This window comes from Pseudomonas sp. 9.3L (assembly GCF_058536285.1).
Genome location: NZ_JBZUBK010000001.1, coordinates 1,844,672 through 1,867,583, shown reverse-complemented (window position 1 = coordinate 1,867,583; position 22,912 = coordinate 1,844,672). Strand labels below are relative to the sequence as shown.

Annotated in this window: 28 protein-coding genes and 1 tRNA gene; 15 read left to right on the top strand and 14 right to left on the bottom strand. The window is 59.5% G+C overall.

Annotated features, from left to right (window positions below):
• Window positions 1-32: 32 nt before the first annotated feature.
• A complete protein-coding gene (gene infC / locus AC4LE2_RS08515) occupies window positions 33-584 on the bottom strand; it encodes a translation initiation factor IF-3 (RefSeq protein ID WP_491828094.1) in 552 nt (183 codons plus the stop codon).
• Complete coding sequence (gene thrS, locus AC4LE2_RS08510) at window positions 584-2,506, bottom strand: threonine--tRNA ligase (RefSeq protein WP_491825339.1); 1,923 nt, start codon at window positions 2,504-2,506, stop codon at window positions 584-586. Before thrS ends, infC begins: the two co-directional genes overlap by 1 nt.
• A 285-nt stretch (window positions 2,507-2,791) precedes the next feature.
• On the opposite strand from thrS, the gene AC4LE2_RS08505 reads away from it, so the two are divergent.
• Both AC4LE2_RS08505 and AC4LE2_RS08500 read left to right on the top strand, forming a co-directional pair.
• Window positions 2,792-3,103: a hypothetical protein gene (locus AC4LE2_RS08505; protein ID WP_491825338.1), complete on the top strand. Its 312-nt coding sequence runs from the start codon at window positions 2,792-2,794 to the stop codon at window positions 3,101-3,103.
• 204 nt (window positions 3,104-3,307) lie between these two features.
• The gene (locus tag AC4LE2_RS08500; RefSeq protein ID WP_003234260.1) at window positions 3,308-3,520 is read left to right on the top strand and encodes a cold-shock protein; all 213 of its coding nucleotides are present in this window, start codon (window positions 3,308-3,310) and stop codon (window positions 3,518-3,520) included.
• Between the two features lie 91 nt (window positions 3,521-3,611).
• Here AC4LE2_RS08500 and AC4LE2_RS08495 read toward each other — a convergent pair whose 3' ends face one another.
• Both AC4LE2_RS08495 and AC4LE2_RS08490 read right to left on the bottom strand, forming a co-directional pair.
• A complete protein-coding gene (locus AC4LE2_RS08495) occupies window positions 3,612-3,938 on the bottom strand; it encodes an I78 family peptidase inhibitor (protein WP_491825337.1) in 327 nt (108 codons plus the stop codon).
• A 137-nt stretch (window positions 3,939-4,075) separates the two neighbouring features.
• On the bottom strand, window positions 4,076-4,381 hold the full coding sequence (locus AC4LE2_RS08490) for a hypothetical protein (protein WP_491825336.1): 306 nt from the start codon (window positions 4,379-4,381) through the stop codon (window positions 4,076-4,078).
• A gap of 142 nt (window positions 4,382-4,523) precedes the next feature.
• Here AC4LE2_RS08490 and AC4LE2_RS08485 point away from each other — a divergent pair, with 142 nt between their 5' ends.
• The gene (locus AC4LE2_RS08485; RefSeq protein ID WP_491825335.1) at window positions 4,524-4,766 is read left to right on the top strand and encodes a hypothetical protein; all 243 of its coding nucleotides are present in this window, start codon (window positions 4,524-4,526) and stop codon (window positions 4,764-4,766) included.
• Here the strand turns inward: AC4LE2_RS08485 and rbsK are convergent.
• The 5 genes from rbsK to AC4LE2_RS08460 are packed head-to-tail and all read right to left on the bottom strand — an operon-like array spanning window position 4,739 to window position 10,185.
• Window positions 4,739-5,680: a ribokinase gene (gene rbsK, locus AC4LE2_RS08480; protein WP_491825334.1), complete on the bottom strand. Its 942-nt coding sequence runs from the start codon at window positions 5,678-5,680 to the stop codon at window positions 4,739-4,741. The genes AC4LE2_RS08485 and rbsK overlap by 28 nt on opposite strands.
• 33 nt (window positions 5,681-5,713) lie before the next feature.
• Window positions 5,714-6,718, bottom strand: a complete 1,005-nt coding sequence (locus tag AC4LE2_RS08475) for a LacI family DNA-binding transcriptional regulator (RefSeq protein WP_491825333.1) — start codon at window positions 6,716-6,718, stop codon at window positions 5,714-5,716.
• Between the two features lies 1 nt (window position 6,719).
• Window positions 6,720-7,706, bottom strand: a complete 987-nt coding sequence (locus AC4LE2_RS08470) for an ABC transporter permease (RefSeq protein ID WP_491825332.1) — start codon at window positions 7,704-7,706, stop codon at window positions 6,720-6,722.
• Window positions 7,703-9,241, bottom strand: a complete 1,539-nt coding sequence (locus AC4LE2_RS08465) for a sugar ABC transporter ATP-binding protein (RefSeq protein ID WP_491825331.1) — start codon at window positions 9,239-9,241, stop codon at window positions 7,703-7,705. Before AC4LE2_RS08465 ends, AC4LE2_RS08470 begins: the two co-directional genes overlap by 4 nt.
• The gene (locus tag AC4LE2_RS08460; RefSeq protein ID WP_491825330.1) at window positions 9,238-10,185 is read right to left on the bottom strand and encodes a sugar ABC transporter substrate-binding protein; all 948 of its coding nucleotides are present in this window, start codon (window positions 10,183-10,185) and stop codon (window positions 9,238-9,240) included. The genes AC4LE2_RS08465 and AC4LE2_RS08460 overlap by 4 nt, the downstream gene beginning before the upstream one ends.
• A 258-nt stretch (window positions 10,186-10,443) precedes the next feature.
• Here AC4LE2_RS08460 and AC4LE2_RS08455 point away from each other — a divergent pair, with 258 nt between their 5' ends.
• A complete protein-coding gene (locus AC4LE2_RS08455; RefSeq protein WP_491825329.1) occupies window positions 10,444-10,692 on the top strand; it encodes a DUF1654 domain-containing protein in 249 nt (82 codons plus the stop codon).
• On the top strand, window positions 10,685-11,386 hold the full coding sequence (locus AC4LE2_RS08450) for an endonuclease (RefSeq protein ID WP_491825328.1): 702 nt from the start codon (window positions 10,685-10,687) through the stop codon (window positions 11,384-11,386). The genes AC4LE2_RS08455 and AC4LE2_RS08450 overlap by 8 nt, the downstream gene beginning before the upstream one ends.
• On the opposite strand, the gene AC4LE2_RS08445 is transcribed toward AC4LE2_RS08450, so the two are convergent.
• Window positions 11,387-11,965 (bottom strand): SPOR domain-containing protein, encoded by a 579-nt coding sequence (locus AC4LE2_RS08445; protein WP_491825327.1) that lies wholly within the window; start codon window positions 11,963-11,965, stop codon window positions 11,387-11,389. It abuts the gene before it with no gap.
• 110 nt (window positions 11,966-12,075) lie between these two features.
• Here AC4LE2_RS08445 and AC4LE2_RS08440 point away from each other — a divergent pair, with 110 nt between their 5' ends.
• Window positions 12,076-12,366, top strand: a complete 291-nt coding sequence (locus tag AC4LE2_RS08440; RefSeq protein ID WP_491825326.1) for a DUF6388 family protein — start codon at window positions 12,076-12,078, stop codon at window positions 12,364-12,366.
• A 119-nt stretch (window positions 12,367-12,485) separates the two neighbouring features.
• Here AC4LE2_RS08440 and AC4LE2_RS08435 read toward each other — a convergent pair.
• A tRNA-Val gene (locus AC4LE2_RS08435) sits at window positions 12,486-12,562 on the bottom strand.
• Between the two features lie 200 nt (window positions 12,563-12,762).
• Between AC4LE2_RS08435 and AC4LE2_RS08430 the strand changes: the two genes are divergently transcribed.
• Window positions 12,763-14,046, top strand: coding sequence for an NAD(P)/FAD-dependent oxidoreductase (locus AC4LE2_RS08430; RefSeq protein WP_491825325.1), 1,284 nt, complete (start codon window positions 12,763-12,765; stop codon window positions 14,044-14,046).
• A gap of 13 nt (window positions 14,047-14,059) precedes the next feature.
• On the opposite strand, the gene AC4LE2_RS08425 is transcribed toward AC4LE2_RS08430, so the two are convergent.
• Entirely contained in the window at window positions 14,060-14,743 is a 684-nt protein-coding gene (locus tag AC4LE2_RS08425; protein ID WP_491825324.1) for a C39 family peptidase, read from the bottom strand.
• Window positions 14,744-14,960: 217 nt separating this feature from the next.
• On the opposite strand from AC4LE2_RS08425, the gene AC4LE2_RS08420 reads away from it, so the two are divergent.
• Window positions 14,961-15,128: a hypothetical protein gene (locus AC4LE2_RS08420; protein ID WP_491825323.1), complete on the top strand. Its 168-nt coding sequence runs from the start codon at window positions 14,961-14,963 to the stop codon at window positions 15,126-15,128.
• Window positions 15,129-15,192: 64 nt separating this feature from the next.
• Here AC4LE2_RS08420 and AC4LE2_RS08415 read toward each other — a convergent pair whose 3' ends face one another.
• Window positions 15,193-15,933: a TerC family protein gene (locus AC4LE2_RS08415; protein WP_491825322.1), complete on the bottom strand. Its 741-nt coding sequence runs from the start codon at window positions 15,931-15,933 to the stop codon at window positions 15,193-15,195.
• Between the two features lie 106 nt (window positions 15,934-16,039).
• On the opposite strand from AC4LE2_RS08415, the gene nhaR reads away from it, so the two are divergent.
• Window positions 16,040-16,939, top strand: coding sequence for a transcriptional activator NhaR (nhaR, locus tag AC4LE2_RS08410; RefSeq protein ID WP_491828093.1), 900 nt, complete (start codon window positions 16,040-16,042; stop codon window positions 16,937-16,939).
• Window positions 16,940-16,994: 55 nt separating this feature from the next.
• Window positions 16,995-17,618, top strand: coding sequence for a YceH family protein (locus tag AC4LE2_RS08405; RefSeq protein ID WP_491825321.1), 624 nt, complete (start codon window positions 16,995-16,997; stop codon window positions 17,616-17,618).
• On the opposite strand, the gene AC4LE2_RS08400 is transcribed toward AC4LE2_RS08405, so the two are convergent.
• Complete coding sequence (locus AC4LE2_RS08400) at window positions 17,619-18,440, bottom strand: shikimate 5-dehydrogenase (protein ID WP_491825320.1); 822 nt, start codon at window positions 18,438-18,440, stop codon at window positions 17,619-17,621.
• Window positions 18,441-18,606: 166 nt separating this feature from the next.
• On the opposite strand from AC4LE2_RS08400, the gene AC4LE2_RS08395 reads away from it, so the two are divergent.
• The 5 genes from AC4LE2_RS08395 (at window position 18,607) to AC4LE2_RS08375 (ending at window position 22,908) form a co-directional block, all read left to right on the top strand.
• A complete protein-coding gene (locus AC4LE2_RS08395) occupies window positions 18,607-18,948 on the top strand; it encodes a hypothetical protein (RefSeq protein WP_491825319.1) in 342 nt (113 codons plus the stop codon).
• A gap of 170 nt (window positions 18,949-19,118) precedes the next feature.
• Window positions 19,119-20,027 (top strand): D-alanyl-D-alanine endopeptidase, encoded by a 909-nt coding sequence (gene pbpG, locus AC4LE2_RS08390; RefSeq protein ID WP_491825318.1) that lies wholly within the window; start codon window positions 19,119-19,121, stop codon window positions 20,025-20,027.
• Between the two features lie 163 nt (window positions 20,028-20,190).
• Complete coding sequence (locus tag AC4LE2_RS08385; RefSeq protein ID WP_491825317.1) at window positions 20,191-20,874, top strand: response regulator transcription factor; 684 nt, start codon at window positions 20,191-20,193, stop codon at window positions 20,872-20,874.
• On the top strand, window positions 20,852-22,246 hold the full coding sequence (locus AC4LE2_RS08380) for a sensor histidine kinase (RefSeq protein ID WP_491825316.1): 1,395 nt from the start codon (window positions 20,852-20,854) through the stop codon (window positions 22,244-22,246). Before AC4LE2_RS08385 ends, AC4LE2_RS08380 begins: the two co-directional genes overlap by 23 nt.
• Window positions 22,243-22,908, top strand: coding sequence for a response regulator transcription factor (locus tag AC4LE2_RS08375; protein ID WP_491825315.1), 666 nt, complete (start codon window positions 22,243-22,245; stop codon window positions 22,906-22,908). The genes AC4LE2_RS08380 and AC4LE2_RS08375 overlap by 4 nt, the downstream gene beginning before the upstream one ends.
• The last annotated feature ends 4 nt before the right edge of the window (window positions 22,909-22,912 follow it).

Genomic DNA, 22,912 nt, shown 5'->3' with positions numbered 1-22,912 from the left:
ACATAACCACAAGGCCTGCCGTGCCCTGGAGGTTACTTCTTGCGTTTGGGGGCGATGACCATAATCAGCTGGCGTCCTTCCATCTTAGGATGCTGCTCCACGGCGCCGTATTCGATCAGGTCAGCTTCGACCCGCTTCAACAGCTCCATGCCCAGCTCCTGGTGGGCCATCTCACGACCACGGAATCTCAACGAGATCTTAGCCTTGTCCCCTTCTGTCAGGAAACGTACCAGGTTGCGCAGTTTTACCTGGTAATCCCCTTCTTCCGTCCCTGGACGAAACTTGATTTCTTTAACCTGAATCTGCTTCTGGTTCTTCTTCGCGGCCGCAATCTGCTTTTTCTTCTCGAAAATGCTTTTGCCGTAGTCCATCACCCGACAAACAGGCGGCAGCGCGTCAGCGGAAATCTCCACCAGATCCAGCTTCGCTTCTTCAGCGATACGAAGCGCTTCATCAATAGAGACGATGCCAACCTGCTCACCATCCGCCCCGATTAACCGAACCTCGCGGGCCGAGATATTTTCGTTGATCGGGGCCTTAGGCGCAGTTCGTTTATCCTGTCTCATTTCACGCTTAATAATGATTACTCCAAATCTTGGCGAGCACGCCGGGATACCGCCTGTGCAAGGTACTCCTTGAATTGCACGACCGGCATCGAGCCAAGGTCTGCGCCTTCACGGGTACGCACAGCGACAGTTTGCGTCTCTACTTCACGGTCACCAATGACCAACATGAACGGTACCTTGAGCAGAGTATGCTCGCGGATTTTAAAGCCAATTTTCTCGTTTCTCAAGTCGGACTTGGCACGGAAACCGCTTCCATTAAGATTTCTTTCAACTTCTCGAGCAAAATCAGCCTGATTATCTGTGATATTCATGATCACGGCCTGGGTGGGCGCGAGCCATGCGGGGAACGCACCCGCGTAGTGCTCGATCAGCATACCCAGGAATCTCTCGAACGAACCAAGGATTGCCCGGTGCAGCATCACCGGCCGCTTACGGCCGTTGTCCTCGGCAATGTAGCTGGCGTCAAGTCGCTCAGGCAGGTTCGGATCGTACTGCAGGGTACCGCACTGCCAGTTACGGCCCAGGCAATCCTTGAGCGTGAACTCGATTTTGGGCCCGTAGAAGGCGCCCTCGCCTGGCTGGTACTCCCATTCCAGGCCTGACTCGTTCAACGCGTCAGCCAATGCTTTTTCAGCACGGTCCCACAGCTCTTCAGAGCCCACTCGCTTGACAGGCCGAGTAGACAGCTTCATCGACACGTCGTGGAAGCCGAAGTCTTTGTAAACCTGCAGGGTCAGCTTGATAAAATCGGCCGACTCACGCTGAACTTGATCCTCTGTGCAGAAGATATGAGCATCGTCCTGGGTAAAGCCGCGAACGCGCATGATGCCGTGCAGCGCCCCGGAGGGCTCATTGCGGTGGCAAGCGCCAAACTCGGCAAGGCGCAGTGGCAGGTCACGGTAAGACTTCAGACCCTGGTTGAAGATCTGCACGTGGCACGGGCAGTTCATCGGCTTTACCGCATAGTCACGGTTCTCCGAAGAGGTGGTGAACATGTTTTCGGCATAGTTGGACCAGTGCCCGGAGCGCTCCCACAGAATGCGGTCGACGACCTGAGGCGTGCGTACCTCAACGTAGCCATTCTCCCGCTGCACTTGGCGCATGTACTGCTCCAGCACCTGATACACCGTCCAGCCGTTAGGGTGCCAGAACACCATGCCAGGCGCTTCTTCCTGGAGATGGAAGAGGTCCAGCTGCTTGCCTATACGGCGGTGATCGCGCTTTTCGGCTTCTTCTATACGTTGAATATAGGCAGCCAGCTGCTTCTTATCCGCCCAGGCGGTGCCATATACGCGCTGAAGCTGCTCATTCTTGGCATCGCCACGCCAGTAGGCGCCGGAGAGCTTGGTGAGCTTGAACGCCTTGAGAAAGCGGGTGTTAGGTACGTGGGGCCCGCGGCACATGTCCACGTACTCTTCGTGATAGTACAGGCCCATGGCGGTTTCGCCCGGCATGTCGTCTACCAACCGCAACTTGTACTCTTCGCCACGCGCCTTGAATACCTCGATGACGTCTGCACGAGGGGTCATCTTCTTGATGACGTTGTACTCGGTATCGATCAGCTCACGCATACGAGCTTCGATCGCCGCCATGTCGTCCGGCGTAAATGGCCGTTCGTAGGCGATATCGTAATAGAAGCCGTCGTCGATGACCGGGCCAATGACCATTCTGGCAGTGGGGTACAGCTGCTTCACCGCGTGCCCTACCAGGTGGGCACACGAGTGGCGAATGATTTCCAGCCCCTCTTGGTCCTTGGGGGTGATGATTTGCAGGCTTGCATCGCTGCTGATCAGATCGCACACATCGACCAGTTGGCCGTCTACCTTGCCGGCGACGGTGGCCTTGGCAAGGCCGGCACCGATGGACGCGGCAATCTCGGCCACGGAAACGGGATGATCGAACGAACGCTGACTGCCGTCGGGAAGAGTAATAGTGGGCATGGCGCCTCCTCTCCTAGTGGTGACCCCTACCAAAGGTCACGTGGGTTGGGATGAGCCAGTACAGGATTCGGCGGTATGCCTGCCTCACAGTGGCAGGAGCCAAAGGCCAACCAGGGCCGAACCGGAGTGACTGGAAGTAAAAGGCCGCCTTTATTGACGGCCGAGCATCTTAGCACACTTGCACCAGAGGGTTAGGGCATACACAAGGTGAACTTGAGCTGCCTCTATTACCTCCAACCCTGTAACGCTGCATCGGCAGCAGGCATTCACCTTCAGGAGCCTTACATGCGCCTTTCCACGCTATGCTCGCTTGCACTCCCGGCTACAGTGGCCATCCTGTTACCGTTAACGGCCCACGCCCAGACCGGTTGGCCAACTGGGGCTCGTGCGCAGTACATGAACGACTGCGTGGCCACGGCCAAGCAACAAGTTGATGTTCAGACGGCCAGCAGCCATTGCGACTGCGGCGCTAAGGTGATCGAGGCGAAGTTCAGCACTGCGGAGATTCAGCAGTTGATGAGCAAAGCCCCGGAGCCGCCCATGGAGTTACGCGACCGTCTGCAGCGCGAAGTTCAAGTATGCAAGGCTAAAGGGTAAAACCTCGGCGCCAAAACATTGCCAGGGCGGTTTTCATAGCCGCTCGTCCGCTTGACTCGATCAAGTTCTGGGTTATTTAACGAAATCTCAGCTTTTTTATCTTCGACGGGGTTACCTGCGCCGCGTTTGTGTCTATGATGGCCGTGTACTGTTCGGTTGAGCAGTACCCGTACTAGATACTTTTGTTTCCTGGAGATACACCCCATGTCCAATCGCCAAACCGGCACCGTCAAGTGGTTCAACGATGAGAAGGGCTTCGGCTTCATCACTCCTCAGGGCGGTGGTGATGACCTGTTCGTTCACTTCAAAGCGATCGAATCTGACGGTTTCAAAAGCCTGAAAGAAGGTCAGACCGTTTCTTTCGTGGCTGAGAAAGGCCAGAAAGGGATGCAGGCCGCGCAGGTTCGTGGCGAGTAAGACTCAGCCGCCTCCAGTGCTTGAAAAGCCCGCCAAGGCAACCGCAAGATGCGGTTGAACTGGCGGGCTTTTCTTTGCCTGCATTTTTGCTTTAACCGCAGTTGGCGCGAATGATCTTGCCAGTATCATCGGCATTGAGGTTCAAGCGCTCGGACCGGTAGTCCATGGTGATCGCATCACGCGGGGCCAGAATCCGAGCCATCACTGAGCCTGATCGCAACCGGGCTTGCTCCAATAGCTCTTTGGACGCTGGCTGACCTACCGCGAACTGAGCCGCCTCTGCATTACAGCGCCCTGCGACTACCGCACTATTGCCCTGAGCCTTGGCGCCGGACGGTTCCGGCGTTGACGTACCCGCACAACCTGCCAGCAATGCCACCGCAGTGAATAACAGCCCTGCCCTACCTACACACCTCATGAAGCCTCCTCGATATAAAAGCGTTGCTCCCCTGCGACCACGCTGCAGCCAGGAGGTTGCACTGACCAAGTGTGCCTGCTCGCGCGAGGAGAACGCTCTTGGAAAGGTGACAGGATGTGTCTAGAAGCCTGCAGGCATTAATAGATGTCCAGGTAATCAGAACGCGGGTTTGGCCAGTTGGTCTGCAGCGCCTGTTGGATCTTTATCACCCACGCATCATCCTCTGCAGCCGCCTGCCCTACGCACCCGCTGCCAGCTGCCCAGGTTTCGAGCCGAAAGTGCACGCCTTCCAAGGCCTGGCCGCCCACTGCCGAGGTGGACAACCAGGCGATGCCTGCCGTATTCACACGCAGTTGAGAATGAACACGGTCATTGCCTTGCGCAAGCAGGCGCCGAACAGAGGTAAGGCTAGGCTCACCAGGGAGGGTAAGGTCAAGGTTCATGGCCAACCTAATGCTGATGGAAAGCAATAAGTGTGGCATGGCTCAAGGTTTATGCCTAAGTGTGACTGTTTAGGCATAACTGTCAGTGCTAAACGCTACGCCAGGTGATTAACTGCGCTTTTCACTTCACGGCGAACCGGCCATGACGTTAACGCTTATTACCGACATCAAAGCCAAATGGGCAGAAGGACAGTGCTCGTACAGCCCTAGCAGCCCGGAAGAACTGGCAATCATCAGCATCGACCTGCTGGTACGCGAGCTGGGCACTGATGCGGCCAGCCTGTTTATCCGCCAAGTGTTCGAGCGCTTTGCCAATGACACCCGACAGCCGAGCCCCACCTCAAAGTCCCTTGAGCGTTACCAGGGCCAGGCCAGTACCTGTTGACGTGTCGGGATCGAAGGCTGCGCACCTTCTCGGGTAACCGACACGGCCGCAGCCTGCTGAGCGAAGCGAACGGCCTCTACTTCTGCGCTGCCCTGCGCCAACGCAGCAGCGAATGCACCAGTGAAGGTGTCCCCCGCCGCCGTTGCATCCACGGCGGTAACGCTAAAGGCAGGGAAGTACTGAATGCCTTCGGGGCCCGCTAGTAGCGCACCGGCCTCCCCCAGGGTGACCAGTACCTTACCTGCGCCCCTGGCCAGCAAGGCCCGGGCCGCTGCTTCGGCACCCGCCTGCCCCTTCACAGGCATGCCAGACAGCAACTGGGCTTCAGTTTCGTTGGGCACCACATAATCGATCCAGGGAAGCCACTGAGCCAGCAGTGGGCCCGTGGCTGGCGCTGGATTGAGGATGACGGTCTTGCCCAAGGCGTGTGCCCTGGCCAGGGTATAGCCGACGACGGCTTCAGGCACTTCCAATTGGCACACAACGACCTTGGCCGCCAGCATCGCGTGCTCAATAGCGTCCACATGGGCAGTGCTTAAGGTGCCGTTAGCGCCTGGCACGATAACGATCGTGTTTTGACCCTCAGCGTCCACGGTAATCAGGGCGACGCCGGTGGGCACCTCGGGTACCAAGGCTACGCCACTACAGTCGATGCCATCGTCCAACAGTGCCTGGCGCAGCGCCCTGCCGTAGGCATCATCGCCCACGCACCCGACCATGCACACATCAACACCGAGCCGAGCCGCAGCGACGGCCTGGTTAGCCCCTTTTCCGCCTGGCGCTGTCGAAAAATTCGCCCCGGTTACCGTTTGGCCCGGCTGGGGCAGCCCTTGGACGCGGACGATCAAGTCCATGTTGAGGCTACCTACCACCAGCACGCTGGCCGTCGGTAGCACTGCAGGTTTATCACTCATCAATCAGGTGTTCCTAAAATAGCGTGGTCATGCTCACGCCGCCGAGAAGGGCGCGGTGGACTCACGGTGAATGATATGCGGCGTAATCACATGCCTACGGGGGGCGCCAGTGGCCTTGCCCTGCACCCGCTGCAAAAGGTGTTCAGCCGCCAACTCCCCTAATTGCATGATCGATTGCCCTACCGTGGTAAGCGCGGGGTACACGTAGCGGCACATTTGAATGTCATCGAAGCCTATGACGGACAAGTCAGTTGGCACCTGCAGTCCGCGCTCGGCGGCTGCGCGCAGCAGGCCCATACCGAGCATGTCATTAGCGGCGAACACTGCGCTAGGGCGTTCCTGATCGAGCAACAAGGCACCTGCGCGGTACCCGCCATCGGCGGTAAAATCGCTCTCCACCCGCCACTGTGGCTGCACGCTCAGGGCAGCTTGCGCCATGGCACAGTCGAACCCTTCCTGGCGCGACCTCGCGACGGACGCACTGCCCGGCCCATTGACGCAGGCAATCCGACGGTGCCCCAGGTCAATCAGATGGCGCGTGGCCAAATAAGCGCCCTGAGCATGATCGATGCACACTACATCTGCTTCGAAACCCGGAATTTCACGGTCTACTACCACCAGTGGCGCATGCGGCCAGCCGCCTTCTGCACCAGGCTTGGCATCATCGACCGACGCCAGGACCAAACCATCGATGCGTTTTTCCTGAAGCATGCGCAGATAATTGCGCTGCTTGGCCGGGTCATCATCGGAGTTGCAGAGGATCACGCAATAACCGTTGCGCTCGCACAGGTCTTCGATGCCCCGAGCCAGCTCGGCAAAATAAGGGTTAATGTTATTGGGCAATACCAGGCCGATGGTTGCAGTGGTGCGGGCCTTCAGCGACCGCGCCACGCCGCTGGGCACATAGCCCAACTGCGCGATGGCCGCCTCCACCTTGGTACGGGCAGCCTTGCTTACCGGCCTGCTGTCATTGACCACATGTGAAACGGTTGTGTACGAGATGCCCGCCAGGGCTGCCACGTCCTTGATGGTCGCCATATCAGCTGGCGCGTGCTGTGCGGCGGCTTCGGTAGGTGTCCAGCACCACGGCCGCGACGATGACAGCACCCGTGATCAAGCGCTTGGTCGGCTCGCTCGCGCCGATCTGCGCCAGGCCTGCAGCCAACACCGAGATAATCAGTACGCCGAACAGCGTACTGATCACAGAGCCCCGCCCGCCCATCAGGCTGGTCCCGCCAATCACGACGGCGGCGATAACCTGCAACTCAAGGCCAGCACCGGCGTTGGGGTCTGCCGCTTCCAGGCGCGAGACTTGAAACAGCGCCGCCAGCCCTGACAGCAAGCCCATGAGCGAAAAGACCAGTACCTTGTAAGGGCGAGGGTCTACACCCACAAGCCTTACCGCCTCTTCGTTGGTACCAATACCCACCAGATAGCGCCCGAATACGCTTCGGCTAAGCACCAGTTGGGCACAGCCCACCACGGCTAACGCAATCAAAAACGAGGGCGAAATGCCCCAGAGTAGCGGCTCGGATAACGCACTGTAGGCATCACCGATGTAAGCCGTTCTCGAATCGGTCAACTGGTAGGCCGCGCCTCGGGCCATTTCCAGCACCCCCAACGACACGATAAAAGAGGGTATGCGCCAGGCTACGGTGATAAGGCCGGTCAAGGTTCCTGCCAGGGTGGCACAGGCCAGACCGAGCGCGGCCGCCGGCAAGGCGCCCCAGCCCCAGCCGAGCATGGCAACACTCACCGCCGAGGCCGCCAAAGCCAGTACAGACCCCACGGACAGATCGATACCGCCAATGATCAGTACGAATGTCATGCCAACGGCCAACACCATCAAATCCGGGATCTGGTTGGCTAACATGCTGAAGGTGCTGTACGACAAGAAGTGGCTACTGAGCGTGGAGAACAGTACCACCAGCACCAGCAGCGCGGCCCCCAGCCCCAGGTAGGTGCGCACCGCACTTGAGGCTTGGCGCAGGCCGCCGCCGGGGTTGGACGCGAGTGTGGTTTTCATGCGAGTTCCTTGGCCCCGACCGGGGCGTGTTCAGTGCGCTCGCCCGCCAAGGCGGCGGCAAGCAATTGTTCCTGACTCCATTCGGCGCGATCAAAGATGCCGTTCATGGCGCCCTCGCACATCACCCCGATACGGTCACACAGCAGCATCAGCTCACGCAGATCGCTGGACACCACCACCAGCGCCTTGCCTTGACGGGCAAGGTCGCCCATTAGGCGGTAGATATCGAACTTGGCGCCTACATCGATGCCACGCGTGGGCTCATCAAACAGCATTACCTGGCAGTCGCGCTCCAGCCAACGCCCGATGACCACCTTCTGCTGGTTGCCACCCGACAACTCGCCAACCGGTTGGTCGGGCCCAGCGCTGCGGATGCGCATGGCCTCGATCCGGCGACGCGCCAGGTCGTGCTCACGCGGCAGGCTCATCCATCCCATGGCGGACACATTGGGCATATTGCCTAATGCCAGGTTTGCGGCGATGGACTGGCCCAACAACAGGCCTTCACCCTTGCGGTCTTCACTGATAAGGACGATCCCCTGGCGTACCGCTTCTGCGGGTGACCCCAGGCGTACCGGCACTAGCGGGTTGCCCATGTTCACACGGCCCGCGTCGGCCGGGTCAGCGGCGAACAGCAGACGCAGCAGTTCCGTACGTCCCGCACCGATCAAGCCAGAAATGCCGAAAATTTCGCCAGCACGTACTTCAAAGCTAACGTTACGGACTTTGCGCCCTCGGCTGAGCCCTTCTACTTTCAGCAAGGGCGAGCCTATACGTCGCTCGCCCAAGTCGATGCGCTCTCCCAGCTCCCGGCCGACCATCAGGTTGACCAATTGGTCTTCGCTAACATCACCCGTGCGCGCCACCGCCACCAAACGGCCGTCACGCAGTACGGCAACGCGCTGGGCAATACGGGCGATTTCTTCCAGCCGATGAGAGATGTATACCAGTGCCACACCTGCAGCGCGCAAGCGCTCCACTTGGGCGAACAATAGCTCCACCTCCCGCCCGGTCAGCATGGCAGTGGGTTCATCGAGGATCAGCACCCGGCAATCGCCGATAAGGTTGCGTGCAATCTCCACCATTTGCTGATGGCCAATGCCAAGCGCCGACACCGGGGTATCCGGGTCTAACCCGTCAAGCCCTACTCTGGCCATGGCTTCGACCGCATCGGCCCGCAACCGGGCGCGGTCTACCCAGCCGAATCGGCGAGGCAGACGTTCCAGAAACAGGTTTTCGGCGATACTCAGCGTTGGCAGCAGGTTCAACTCCTGCAATACCATTCGCACGCCCTGGCGTTCGGCATCACGCCGGCTGCCCGGCTGCCAAGGGCGATCAAGGAAGCTCAACCGGCCCTCGCTAGGCGTCGTAAGGCCAGCGATGATCCGTGAGAGCGTGCTTTTACCGGCTCCGTTTTCGCCGGTAAGGGCTAGCACTTCTCCGGCGATCAGCTCCAGGTCTACCCCGGCCAAGACAGGCTGGGCGTAGGTTTTGCCTACGCCTTCCAACCGTAACAGGGAGGCGCCGGGAATCATGGCGCGTCCTGGGTGACCAGGTCTACCGGGGTCTGGACGTTACCGCCACCCTCGCCTTTCTCGCCCTTGATCTCACGCAGGGCTTCTTCTATGCCGAATACCGCCTGCTTGGCCGCGTATTGGTCAGCGGTCGCAAGCACGCGGCCGTCTTTCAGCATCGGGGCAATGGCCTTGATGTTGTCATAGCCCACAACAAACACCTTGCCCGTCTTGCCAGCCGCCCGTACTGCCGACACCGCACCGAGCGCCATGCTATCGTTACCGGCCAGCAGCGCCTTGATGTCGGGGTATTCGTTCAACATAGCGGTTGCGACGGCATTGCCTTTATCGATTTCCCAATTGCCCGACTGCACCGACACCACCTTCATGTTGGCAGCGCTCATCGCGTCTTTGAAGCCTGCGCTGCGCTGTTGCGCATTAGTGGTGGTAGGCACGCCCTCAATGATGCCTACTTGATCACCGGCCGATAACTTCGCGGCCAGGTACTCACCCACCTTGCGGGCGCCGGCACGGTTGTCAGGCCCTACAAAGGGCACTTCAAGCTTTTTGCCCTTCAGCACGTCCGCATCGAGCTGGTTGTCGATGTTTACCACTTTGATACCGGCATCCGACGCTTTTTTAAGCACCGACACTAGCGCTTTGGAGTCTGCTGGCGCGATAACCAGCGCCTCTACATGGCTGTTGATCATCTGTTCAACGATACGAATCTGCGCAGAGGTGTCTGACTCGTCTTTTATGCCGTTGGAGATCAAGTCGAATTGATCGGCATGTTGCTTCTGATAGTCCTTGGCGCCGTTTTCCATGGTAAGGAAAAACTCGTTAGCCAAGGACTTCATGACCAGCGCAACTTGAGGTTTGTCAGCTGCATTCGCTGGAGAGCCAATAAGGCAGGCGCAAGTAAGCAGAGACACGGACAGAGAGCGTAGGAATGGCAGGGTGGTCATGGGGCATCCTTCTTATGATTATTGGCCCGTTGCCTGAAGGCAAACGTTTGCGCCTGCAAATATGGAAGGAGTTCGGTTATCTGTCAAATCCACCTGAGCACAGTGAGCAGGCCCTCGCAGTTCTTTGACGCCCACGCTGTTCGCCCTAAAACGTGTAGGCAAACTGGCTGATTCTTAAAAGTAAGTCGTTAAAGTAGGTTGCGAAAAAACAGCGCCAGCAATACTGTATGCGTATACAGCAACAAAAGGAAACATGGCGTGGTCCCTTCCCCACCCACTTCTAAGCCTCTCTGCTCCTATGAGCGCCTGGCTCAACGCGTTCAAAAAATCATTAACGGGCCAACCGCACAGCGCTCACGTTCGGCATTGTTGGTGCGCCAGCCTGATGAGAGCCCTGAGGATTGGCAGCGCTTGCTCGACGAAATTTCGGAGAACGACAACGTCACGCTGGCATGGCGTGACGATGGAGGGATTCAGCTGTTCTGGGTGGTACCAAGCGATGATTGAAGGCCGTGTGCTGAAAGGCCTTGCCGGGCTGTGCCTGGTATTGGCAAGCACGGCGCAGGCCGACGCGCCGCGCACGTTTTCCGAAGCCAAAAAGATTGGGTGGCGGTTGTACGCCCCTCAGTCCACCGAGTTTTACTGCGGTTGCAAATACATAGGCAATAGCGTTGACCTCAAAGGTTGCGGGTATAGGCCCAGAAAGAACCTGGCTCGCGCTTCTCGCATCGAGTGGGAGCACATCGTCCCCGCGTGGCAGATCGGCCACCAGCGCCAATGCTGGCAGAAAGGCGGGCGTCAGTATTGCACCCGGCACGACGCGCTGTACCAACAAGCCGAAGCTGACCTTCACAACCTGGTGCCTAGCATTGGGGAGGTAAATGGCGACCGCAACAACTTCAGTTTTGGCTGGCTACCTGAGCAAAAGGGTCAGTATGGCAGCTGCCTCACCCAGGTAGACTTCAAGGCGCGTAAAGTCATGCCCCGGCCGACCATTCGAGGAATGATCGCTCGTACCTACTTCTATATGAGCAAGCGCTATCGCCTGACATTGTCCAAACAGGATCGACAGCTTTATCAGGCCTGGAACAAGACCTACCCCGTGCAGGCGTGGGAACGCCAGCGTAACCAGCGCGTAGCCTGCGTGATGGGGCATGGTAATGAGTTCGTAGGCTCGGTGAACCTCAAGGCCTGCAATTGATCAGGGTGCAGGGTGTGGCTCTACTGCCGCCTGGATGCCTTGGCCGGCCATCAGGCGGTCACGGGTTGCCAACGCTTCTTCTCGGGTACCGAAGGGGCCAATGAAAATTCGCGGTTTCGGCCCGTCATTGGCTACATTGGCCACAAAACCGTGCTCAACCAGGCGCGCTGTCATGTCGCTGAGCGCGCCCGGATTATTGTCAGCGATGCGCACGTCCCAGCCATTGGGGGCATGGGCAGCTGCCCTGGCATTCTCGGCGTCAGGTTCGCCTGGCTGCTGCGCCAGCCCAGCCCCACAGGCCGCCCTCACCACGACATTGCTGCCGTCGCGATCAATTACCGCTTGATACCCTTCCTCGGTCTTGATCGCGGCATAGCTTTGGAAACCACCATATATACCAGTGGAATCCTTGCCCTTGACCTGCCCGCACACGTTGCCCTGAGGCGTGGTGCGGACGTTGGTGAACTTGGCCGAACCGGGGTTCTCCAGTTGCCCGGACACCGCCTTGTGCGCTTCTTCCACTGCGCTGCCGCAGCCCGCCAGGGCCAACAGTACCGTTACCGTCATTAATTTACGCACAGACCTGCCTCCAAACCGTCAAGCGAAGCATTCTACCACCACCCTAGTGGCTCGGCGTCTGAGCCGGGTTGTGGCATCATGTCGCTTTACACTTGCTGACCGAGGTCACCATGAGCGCCACTGACGAACGCCAGCAACTGGCCTATCACCGCTATCTGTTGGCTAATCCTGAGTTGTCGCAGGACATACAGGCACTGTCTGACGAAGAGCAATACCAGCAGGTGCAGTGGGCGTTTGAAGATGCCGCCCAGAGCTTGGGTCTGCAGCCCTGGGAGTATGTACTTGAATTGGTGGCGGACAGCCCGCAAGCCTTGGCGACGATGCGCGAAGCGGTTCATCGCGAGGTGGCCGAGGCTCTTGGCATGACCTGGCAACAGTACCAGGCCGTAAACGGCCTTTGACCCAGGCGCCCTGTGCCAAGCAGCCTGCAACAGTGAGCGCGTGGGACAGGTGTAAAAGCCGACTAAACGAAAAAGGGTGACCCCTGAGGATCACCCTTTTTCGTGCCTTGCGGCGAAGCTGGTAGGCACAATTGGACTCGAACCAACGACCCCCACCATGTCAAGGTGGTGCTCTAACCAACTGAGCTATGTGCCTGCTGTGGGTGCGCATTTTACGCACGCCTAAGGCAGTGTCAACTTGTAATTTCCGTAAGCCGCTGATTGACGGGGGAAATCCTGGTAACGCTTACCTGGTTTTGCCCAGATAGCCTCCCGGCAGGATGGCCCTAGCCGATACGCAGGGTTATGAGGTAGCATCTAGACGCTGTCAATAATATTAAACAACGAGTTGCTGCCATGCCGAACACTGCATATCCACCGTCTTACTACGCTGCATCGGCCAACCCTGCACCGGCGCGCCCGCCGCTTGAAGGCGCCTTTGAGGCCGACGTTTGCGTTGTAGGCGCAGGTTACACCGGCTTGTCCAGCGCCTTGCACCTGCTGGAGCAAGGGTTCTCCGTGGTGATTGTCGAAGCCGCCCTCGTAGGCTTTGGCGCTTCTGGCCGCAACGGCGGGCAGATCGTCAACAGCTACAGCCGTGATATCGACGTCATCGAACGCACGGTTGGCCCCCGCCATGCCGAGCTACTGGGCGCCATGGCGTTCGAAGGTGGGCGGATCATCCGCGAGCGGGTGGCGCGTTACAACATTGCCTGTGACCTCAAAGACGGCGGGGTCTTCGCGGCCATCACCAGCAAACAGATGGCCCACCTCGAAGCGCAGCAACGGCTATGGGAGCGATACGGCAATACTCAGCTTGAGTTGATGGACCGCCGCCGGATTCGTGAAGTGGTCGCCTGCGAAAAGTACATTGGCGGCTTGCTAGACATGAGCGGTGGCCACATCCACCCCTTAAATCTTGCGCTTGGCGAAGCCGCTGCGGTTGAGTCGCTGGGCGGTCGTATTTTTGAACACAGCCCTGCAACCCGTATAGACCGTGGCCCCAATCCGGTGGTGCACACCCCTAACGGCCAGGTAAAAGCCAAGTTCGTGATCGTCGCCGGCAACGCCTACCTAGGCAACCTCATCCCCGAACTGGCGGCAAAGTCCATGCCCTGTGGCACTCAGGTGATTACCACCGAGCCGCTGGGGGATGAGTTGGCGCATAGCCTGTTACCCCAAGATTACTGCGTGGAAGACTGCAACTACCTGCTCGATTACTACCGACTCACGGCAGACAAGCGCCTGGTGTTCGGTGGCGGCGTGGTATACGGCGCCCGGGACCCTGCCAATATCGAAGCCATTCTGCGGCCCAACCTGCTCAAGGCATTCCCCCAGCTCAGGGGTGTGAAGATTGACTACGCCTGGACCGGTAACTTTCTGCTGACCTTGTCTCGCCTGCCTCAGGTAGGGCGCATCGGCGACAGCATCTACTACTCCCAAGGCTGTAGTGGCCATGGTGTGACTTACACCCACCTGGCCGGCAAACTGCTTGCCGAAGTACTGCAGGGCCAAGCGGAACGCTTTGATGCATTCGCCTCGCTGCCGCACTACCCCTTCCCAGGGGGCCAAGCACTGCGCGTGCCACTTTCGGCACTCGGCGCCTGGTATTACAGCTTGCGCGACAAACTAGGCGTATAGTTCGCGTGCTGGCTCAGCGGGCCGTGCCAAGGGTTTGAAGCGCCTGATCAGCTGCGCGCTCCTGCCCTGCTCCAGCCAACCGGCTCGCGGCCTGCCGCCAGACTGACGCGTCCACCTGGGCCGGGAGTTGGGTAGGCGCTTGCGCCAACACCGCCCATTGCCCTGCCGCTTGCCACGCCGATAAAAAATCTGAAAACGGCATCATCGCCCGCCGCTGCTCCCCAACCCGGAGCAACAGGTGACGCTTGAATCGGTCGTAACCCACCAACAGGGCATAATGATCGCTGCTCCAAAAGGCACTGCCTTCGCGGTACCGCAGCAGCACCGGGTTGCCTGCTGCGACTTGCGCCAGCAGCCCTTGGAAGGAGGCCCCTACCGGGTACACCACCAAACCATAATGCCGGGCGGCCTCCTCGATACTTGCGTCCAAGGCGGGCAGCTCAGCCTGCAATGTCAAATAAGGTGTTACCAACCCTGGCGTAACGTTGAACCCTCTATCTCGAAGCAGCGCGGCCAGCGCAGTAGGCGCACCTTGATCGTCTGAGCCGCGGTAAAACGGGACCGCCGTCAGCTCCACGCGATCGGGCAGGCCGCCAATGCGCGGGGCTGGGGAGCTGGCACACCCGGCGAGCATGGCTGCCAGGCTTAGGGCTGCAATCCAGTGCCCAGGAGGGCGGCTCAAGGAGTCAGATGGCATGGTGTCCTCACGGCAATATACAGAGCGGCTAAAGCGCCTGAGGCATCATAGGGAGGTCGGGCGGCGTCGTACAGCCAGCCCAGGCGGCGAGAGCAGAAACCCTAAAGGCTGGTTATCGCCTGGAAGACCGCTCGTCAGTAGCCCGGAAACATAGTGGCCACTGGACTGCTCTGAATAGAAACGCCTGCGTTCGTTAAGCCTGAAGGAGGTAACGCTGATGAGCCTGACAGTGGCGATACTTTTAATGATCCTTGCCTGGTTCGTAGTAGCCGCAGCAATGCTGTGGGGCGTTCTGCGTGTAGTGCGTCGTCACTTTACCGCCACGCCTCGCCTACAGCGCACCGAACTGATAACCAGAGTGCGTGCCCCGAGCCCCTTCGCCTGAAGCATTCGCTGCCTTGAAAGCTGGGCCTCATAAGCGGGGCCCGCGAGGCCCCTAGACTCATTCCTTACGCAGAATGTTTGCCCCGCGAGCGACGCACCCACAGGTTGAGGCATTCGATGGCGGCTGAAAATGCCATGGCCGTGTACACATAACCCTTAGGTACGTGCGCCCCAAAGCCTTCCGCAATTAGCGTCATGCCAATCATGATCAAGAAGCCCAGTGCCAACATCACGACTGTTGGGTTGGCATTGATAAACTTCGCCAAAGGCTCAGATGCCAGCAGCATGACCAATACTGCCACTACTACAGCTACTACCATGATAGGCAAATGCTCGGTCATGCCTACTGCCGTAATGATGCTGTCGATAGAGAACACCAGGTCTAGCAACAGGATTTGCCCGATCGCCGACGCAAAGCCAATGCCTACCTGAGCGCTTACGTTGGCGTCTTCTTTAGCCAAGGGGTCGACGCTGTGATGGATTTCACTGGTCGCCTTCCATAGGAGGAACAGGCCGCCGGCAATCAGGATGATGTCTTTCCAAGAGAAGCCATGGCCGGCGATCCCAACTACCGGTGCAGTCAGCGTCACGATAAAGGCTACGGTGCTCAGCAGGCCTAGGCGCAGGATCAGTGCCATGCCGATACCCAGGCGCCGCGCCTTGGTACGGTGCTGCTCCGGCAGCTTGTTGGTGAGGATGGAAATAAAGATCAGGTTATCGATACCTAGCACCACTTCCATCACAATAAGCGTGGCCAGTGCAATCCACGCGGCCGGGCTGGCCATCAGGTCCATCAGGTATTCCATGAGTCAGCTCCAGGCCGGTTGAATGACGGCCATCTTAGTTCGCCTTATACTTCTGGAAAATTCGTATTTTTCAGGCCGACTGTTCGGCATTACCGAAACGTGGATCATGCTCAATTACCGTCAATTGCATTATTTCTGGGTAGTTGCCCGTACCGGCAGTATTACTCGTGCCTGCGAACAACTGCACCTTACGCCCCCTACTATCAGCGGTCAGCTGTCATTGCTCGAACGCAACATGGGGTTGCGGCTGTTCCAGAAAGTAGGCCGTTACCTAGAGCTTACTGAGGACGGGCGACGCGTGCTGGCCTATGCCGAACCCCTGTTTGAGGCAGGCGCTGCGCTGGAGTCAATGCTCAAGGCGCAGCCGGGCCAGCAGCCGTTAGGGCTAAGGGTCGGGGTGGCGGACGTAGTGCCCAAGTCCATCGTGTACCGGCTACTGGCGCCCGCCATGGCCCTGCAAGATCCTCCATTGCGCCTGACCTGTCGCGAAGACAAGCTTGAGCGGCTGCTGGCAGACCTGGCCATCCAACGCCTGGATCTGGTGATTTCCGATAGCCCGGTCCCCGCCCAACTGGACATCAAGAGTCGCACGCTGAAGCTGGGCGAATGCGGCATCGGGCTGTTCGCCACTCCGGCCCTGGCCGAGGACCTGGCGGGTGAGTTCCCACAGTGCCTGGAAGGCGCGCCACTGCTGATTCCGGGCGCACAAAGCATGGTGCGTGGGCGCCTGTTACGGTGGTTGGAAGACTGCCGCGTGCAGTGCCGGATCGTAGGTGAATTTGATGACAGCGCCCTCATGCAAGCCTTCGGCATAGCCGGTAGTGGCGTGTTCTTGGCACCTCGGGTTATCGCGGCGGATCTGGTACGTCGAGACGAGCTGCGCTTGCTGGGTGAAACCGACGCAGTCACCGAAGCCTTCTATGCCATCTCGGTAGAACGGCGGGTAAACCACCCGGGCATACTGGCCGTGGCCGAGGGTGCTCGCCAAGGTCTGTTCCACCCGTAATGGCCAGGCGCATCTGGTATAACGCTTAGCGCCCCTCCCCCACAGGTAAACCGCCATGACCGAACACGCCGCTGCCACCCAGCGTCCCGAATTGAGCGACGTGGATATCCGCATCCTCGGCTGCCTGGTAGAAAAACAGGCCAGCAACCCGGAGACCTACCCCCTTACCCTCAATGCACTGGTACTCGCCTGCAATCAGAAGACCAGCCGAGACCCGCTCATGCAGCTCACGCCTGGGGAGGTAGGCCAGCACCTGCGCGCACTGGAAAGCGCCGGGCTTGCGCGCCTGGTTATGGGCAACCGTGCCGATCGCTGGGAGCATCGGCTCGACAAAGCCCTCGAGCTAGTCCCCGCGCAAGTGGCGTTGCTAAGCCTACTGTTTCTGCGCGGCGCCCAAACGGTGGCCGACCTGCTAACCCGCAGCACCCGCCTTCATCCCTTTGACGATGCCCAGCAGCTTCAGCATCAACTGGAGCGGCTGATTGCACGCGGCCTCGCGCAACTGCTACCGCGCCAAGCCGGGCAACGAGAAACCCGCTATCACCATGGCTGGGCGAATGGGGCGGCGCTAGAAGCTGAGCACGACGCCCGACCTGCGTCTGGGGCTGGCCGGATCGAGGCGCTGGAGGCGCGAGTCGCAGCGCTGGAAGAACGCCTCGCCCGGCTAGGGGTGGATTGACTAACCTGCCGAAGCGAACGCTGCAGCTTCGGTCACCAGCGACAGCGACGGGCGCACGCCGGTATACAGCACAAATTGCTCTAAGGCCTGCAATGCCACCACATCCTGGCCGGTAATCACCGGCTTGCCCATGGCCTGGGCTGCCTGAATCAGGGGGGTATGAGCGGGCAAAGCCACCACGTCGAATACGTAACGGGCCTGGGCAATGGCATCTTGCTCGAACGCCAGGGTAGCGGCGTCCGGGTCACCGGCCATGCCTAAAGGCGTTACGTTGATCAACAGGTCGGCTTCCACGCTCCGGGCCGTGGCTTGCCAGGTATACCCACAGCGTTCAGCCAGGGCCTGACCGGCTTCGACGTTGCGTGCGATCAGCGTGCCCTGACTGAAGCCCGCATCGCGGAATGCACAGGCGACGGCCTTGGCCATGCCACCACTACCCCGTAGGGCAAGGCGCAGGTGGGTATCCAGGCCGTGGGTGTCGATCAGCTGCCGAATCGCCAGGTAGTCGGTGTTGTAAGCCTTCAGGTGACCACCGGTGTTGACGATCGTGTTGATGGATTCAATCGCTGCCGCCGACGCATCCAGTTCGTCCATGTAGGCAATACTCGCCTCTTTGAACGGCATGGAAACCGCGCAGCCACGAATGCCCAGTGCCCGAATACCGCCAATGGCCCCGGCAAGGTTCGTGGTGCTAAAGGCCTTGTAGAAAAAGTCCAGGTTTAGGGCCTGGTAAAGGTAGTTATGAAACCGAGTGCCGAAGTTGCCGGGGCGTGCGGCCAGCGACATACAAAGTTGGGTGTGTTTGTTTGGAAAGATGGCCATTCAAAATCCGCCAGGTGTTTGATGTGCAAGGAAACAAGCGTGTGAACTTACATAATCTTTACCCTGAACCGGTACAAATTTTTACACTTTCACTGTCATAGTAGGCACGGCTGCTCTTCACCCCACGCGTGTGGCCTGGGCATGGGCCGCCTCACGAGGAAGCATCATGATCCGTCATCTCCCCCGGTTCGCTCTGTTGATCGGTGCCTTGAGCCTTGCCGGCCAAGCGTCTGCCCACGGTGGTGGCATTGGGCCCGGCATCGTAGGCGCTGTGCTGGGCGCGGCAGTGGTTGGCGCGGTAGTGGCCAGGCCTGGCCCGGTGATCGTTCAGCAACCGGTGTATGCGGCCCCCCCGCCGGTGTACGTACAGGCACCGCCACCTCCGGTGTACTACCAGCCTGCGCCCTACTACCAACCTGCGCCTGGGTACATCATGGAAGCTCCACCGCCTCCGCCGCCAGGCTATTACTACGCACCCCGCGGCTACTATGGCCCGCCCCGCTGGTGAAGCTGCTTGACCTAGCCAGGGATATACCCGCGGCCTGGGCCAAACGCGCCAATAGATGAAGAAAGATTTAGCCTGTCAGGCAATCGACAGGCTGTTGGCCATAAATTTACAATGCAGCCAATCTTGATGGCATTGCTGCCATATCTTCATCCTTATTGCGAGCATCCTTCGTGAAAACCCACTTTTCGATACTAGGTTTGTGTTTCGCGCTCGCAGGCGCTTGCCTGGCGCCCTTTGCCTCAGCCACCGAGGCGTCGTTCAGAGACCCTGCGCAGGTGCACCTTGCGTCCCATAGCGCCCTGTTGGTGGATCTGCAAACCCGAGACATCATTTATCAGAGCAAGCCTGACCAAGTCGTACCTATTGCGTCCGTCACCAAGTTGATGACCGCCATGGTGGTGCTCGATGCCAAACAGTCCATGACTGAAGAGATCGCGGTAGACATCAGCCAAACCAAAGAAATGAAAGGCGTGTTCTCCCGAGTGAAGCTTGGCAGCACCCTAAGCCGGCATGACATGCTGTTGATTGCGCTGATGTCCTCGGAAAACCGCGCAGCCGCGACCCTCGCCCACCACTACCCTGGCGGATATCGAGCATTCATCGCGGCGATGAACGCCAAGGCCAAGGCGCTAGGCATGGCCCATACGCGTTATGTAGAGCCCACGGGGCTCTCCGAGCAGAACGTATCCACGGCCCGAGACCTGAGCAAGTTGCTGATCGCGGCCCGCAACTATCCAATGCTGTCTGAGCTGAGCACCACCAAAGAAAAAACCGTCGCGTTCAAAAAGCCTAACTACACCCTAGGCTTTCACAACACAGACCATCTACTGAACCAGAAAAACTGGGACATCGAAATCACCAAGACGGGCTTCACGGATGAAGCCGGGCATTGCCTGGTACTGGTGACGAACATGGCCGGCCGGCCCGTGGCCATGGTGATACTCGACGCTTTCGGTAAATACACGCACTTTGCCGATGCCAGCAGGTTGCGCACCTGGATGGAGACGGGCCGCAGTGCCAAGGCGCCGGCGGTGGCCATGCAGTACAAGGCCGACAAGCACCGTCAATTGACCGACTGAATAGCCCCGGCCCGGCGGGTGCTTGTGCCTTTGGAAAAAGGGCAGGCACCGCGCGCCGTTCAAACGCGCTAGGGTGCCTGGGTAGATGAAATATTCTTCAAATAGGTGATTGCCCAAACTTGGCACAATGCCAGGGTCCGCTTCTGACTTTGCAGGTACCTCCATGACACGCGTATTGACCATCGAAGACGATGCCGTTACCGCCCGGGAAATCGTCGCGGAATTAAGCAACCATGGCTTGGAGGTCGACTGGGTCGACAACGGTCGGGAGGGATTGGTCAAGGCTGTGAGTGGTGTGTACGACGTGATCACGCTTGACCGAATGCTGCCGGAGCTGGACGGGCTGGCCATCGTCACTACGCTGCGGACCATCGGTGTGTCCACACCGGTACTGATGATCAGCGCGCTGTCGGATGTGGATGAGCGGGTCAGGGGCTTGCGCGCAGGGGGCGATGACTACCTCACCAAGCCGTTTGCCTCGGATGAAATGGCCGCTCGGGTAGAGGTGCTGTTGCGCCGCAAGCAGGCAGGCACCCCTCAGGACAACACCCTGAGGGTGGGTGACTTGGAGCTGGACCTGATCACCCGTGAAGCACGCCGTGAGGGGCACCCTCTCAACCTCCTGCCCACTGAGTTCAAGCTGCTGGAATTCCTGATGCGCAACGCAGGCCAGGTGCTCACCCGCATGATGATCTTCGAAGAGGTGTGGGGTTATCACTTCGATCCAGGCACCAACCTGATCGATGTGCACATCGGCCGCTTGCGTAAAAAAATCGATCCGCCAGGCAGCGCGCCCTTGATCAAGACCGTCCGGGGATCTGGCTATGTCATTGCCGAACCCCTCTAAGGGGTGGCGCTCCTCCAGCAGCCGGCTGCTGGCACTCTACAGTTTTCTATTCGTGGCCTGGAGCAGCATCCTGCTGGGTGTGCTCTATTTCGAAGTGTCTGACTACCTTAATAGCCTGGCGCGGCATTCGCTCATGCAGCGCCAGCACCTGTTCGCACGCTTCGGCGGGCGAGACCTGGAAGATGCCCTGGCGGCTAGCCAGGCGTTCGATGACCGTGCCTTCGATGCCTATGGGCTGTTCGATGACGAACTGTACCCCGTAGCCGGGGAGCTGCACCGGATTCCCAGGGGCCTGGCGCTGGACGGCGACATTTATGAGCTGGACGACTGCATCGATTCCAGCGACCCCAAGTTGCCCCACGACAGTTGTGCCGCCGTTGCCATGCCCACCCGCGATGGCCGTTGGCTGGTTTTGGTGAGGGATAACGGCTCGGTCTTCGCCGTGACACACATCATTTTGCGAGCCTTGCTGTGGGGTGTCTCGCTCACCATCTTGCCGGGGATCGCCGGTTGGCACCTGCTGCGCCGTCGGCCGCTACGGCGCATACGGCATATTCAGGTAAGCGCTGAGGCGATCATGGCCGGCGACCTCTCCAAGCGCTTGCCACTGTCGACTCGACGCGATGAGCTGGACATGCTCGCAGCCATCGCCAACGCTATGCTCGACCGTATTGAAAAGCTGATGCTGGAGGTCAAAGGCGTGTGCGACAACATTGCCCATGACCTGCGCACACCGCTCACCCGCTTGCGTGCCCAGCTCTACCGCATCAAGCAACAGACGCACGACGCTTCGCCTCAGGCGCTGCAACTGGACCAGGCGATTGCCGATACCGACACGCTGATGGCTCGGTTCAGGGGGCTGCTACGCATTTCGGAAATAGAAGATCACCGCAGGCGCTCCGGGTTTGTCGAGCTGGACCCCCTGGAGCTGCTGCACGAGCTGCATGACTTTTACCTGCCACTGGCCGAAGAAGGCGAACTGACCCTGGTACTTGAAGCGCCCAGCGCCCTACCTTCCATTACCGGGGACCGTGCGCTGCTATTCGAAGCCATTGGCAACCTATTAAGCAACTCGATCAAATTCACGCCCGTGGGGGGCACGGTGATGCTCAAGGCTGAGGTGCATGGTGGCATGGCGCGGATCAGTGTGGAGGACTCAGGCCCCGGTATTCCTGAGCATGAGCGCCGTGCCATTTTCCAACGTTTTTACCGCACTGATGACGCCGTCCAAGGCGGCTTTGGCCTTGGCTTGTCTATCGTTGGCGCCGTGGTGAACCTTCATGGCTTTGGGCTTGAGGTCACCGACAGCGCTCTTGGCGGCGCCAGCCTGGTGCTCGATTGCCGCCCTACCAACGTATTGGTGGCCACATGAACCTACTCTATATCACCGAACAGCCCGACCCTTCGCTGATGCAACTGTTTGCCGATCATCCCGGCGGCGTGGTGCGCAGTGCGCCCGAGCAAGCCGACCGCCACCTGGCCGGACATTACGGCTTCATTGTGCTCGATCTGCACCAGGCGCAACCTGATCTGTTAAGCAAGGCGGTGATTCGCCGGGGCCGCGCGCGCCTGCTGGTGCTGCTGGGGCAGAGCGACTCCAGCACCCGTGCTCAGGTGCTGCACGCCGGGGCGGACGCTTGCCTGGCCCACCCGCTGACCGCAGTTGAGCTGCAGGCCCGCATGCAGGCCTTGAGCCGGCAACATACAACCACGGCAACTGCAGCCGTTGCCCACACCGAGCTGTGGCTGTCCAGCAACCGCCTGCTGCTCGGCCGAGGTACGGCTCAGGAAAATGTAACCGTGACCGAACAACGGCTGTTGGCGCTCCTGGCCCAGCAAGGCCAGCCGGTGAGCCGGCGCGCCATAGAAGACCATGTCTGGGGCAGTGCCCTGCCCTCTCGCGGGGCGCTGATCGAGCGCCATGTCTGCAACCTGAGGCGCAAGCTGGCGGAGCTGGGTGTACCCTACGCCTTGCAAACCCTGCGCGGCTACGGCTACTGCCTGAACGAACCCCTACGGCTGCGCACGGATTAACACC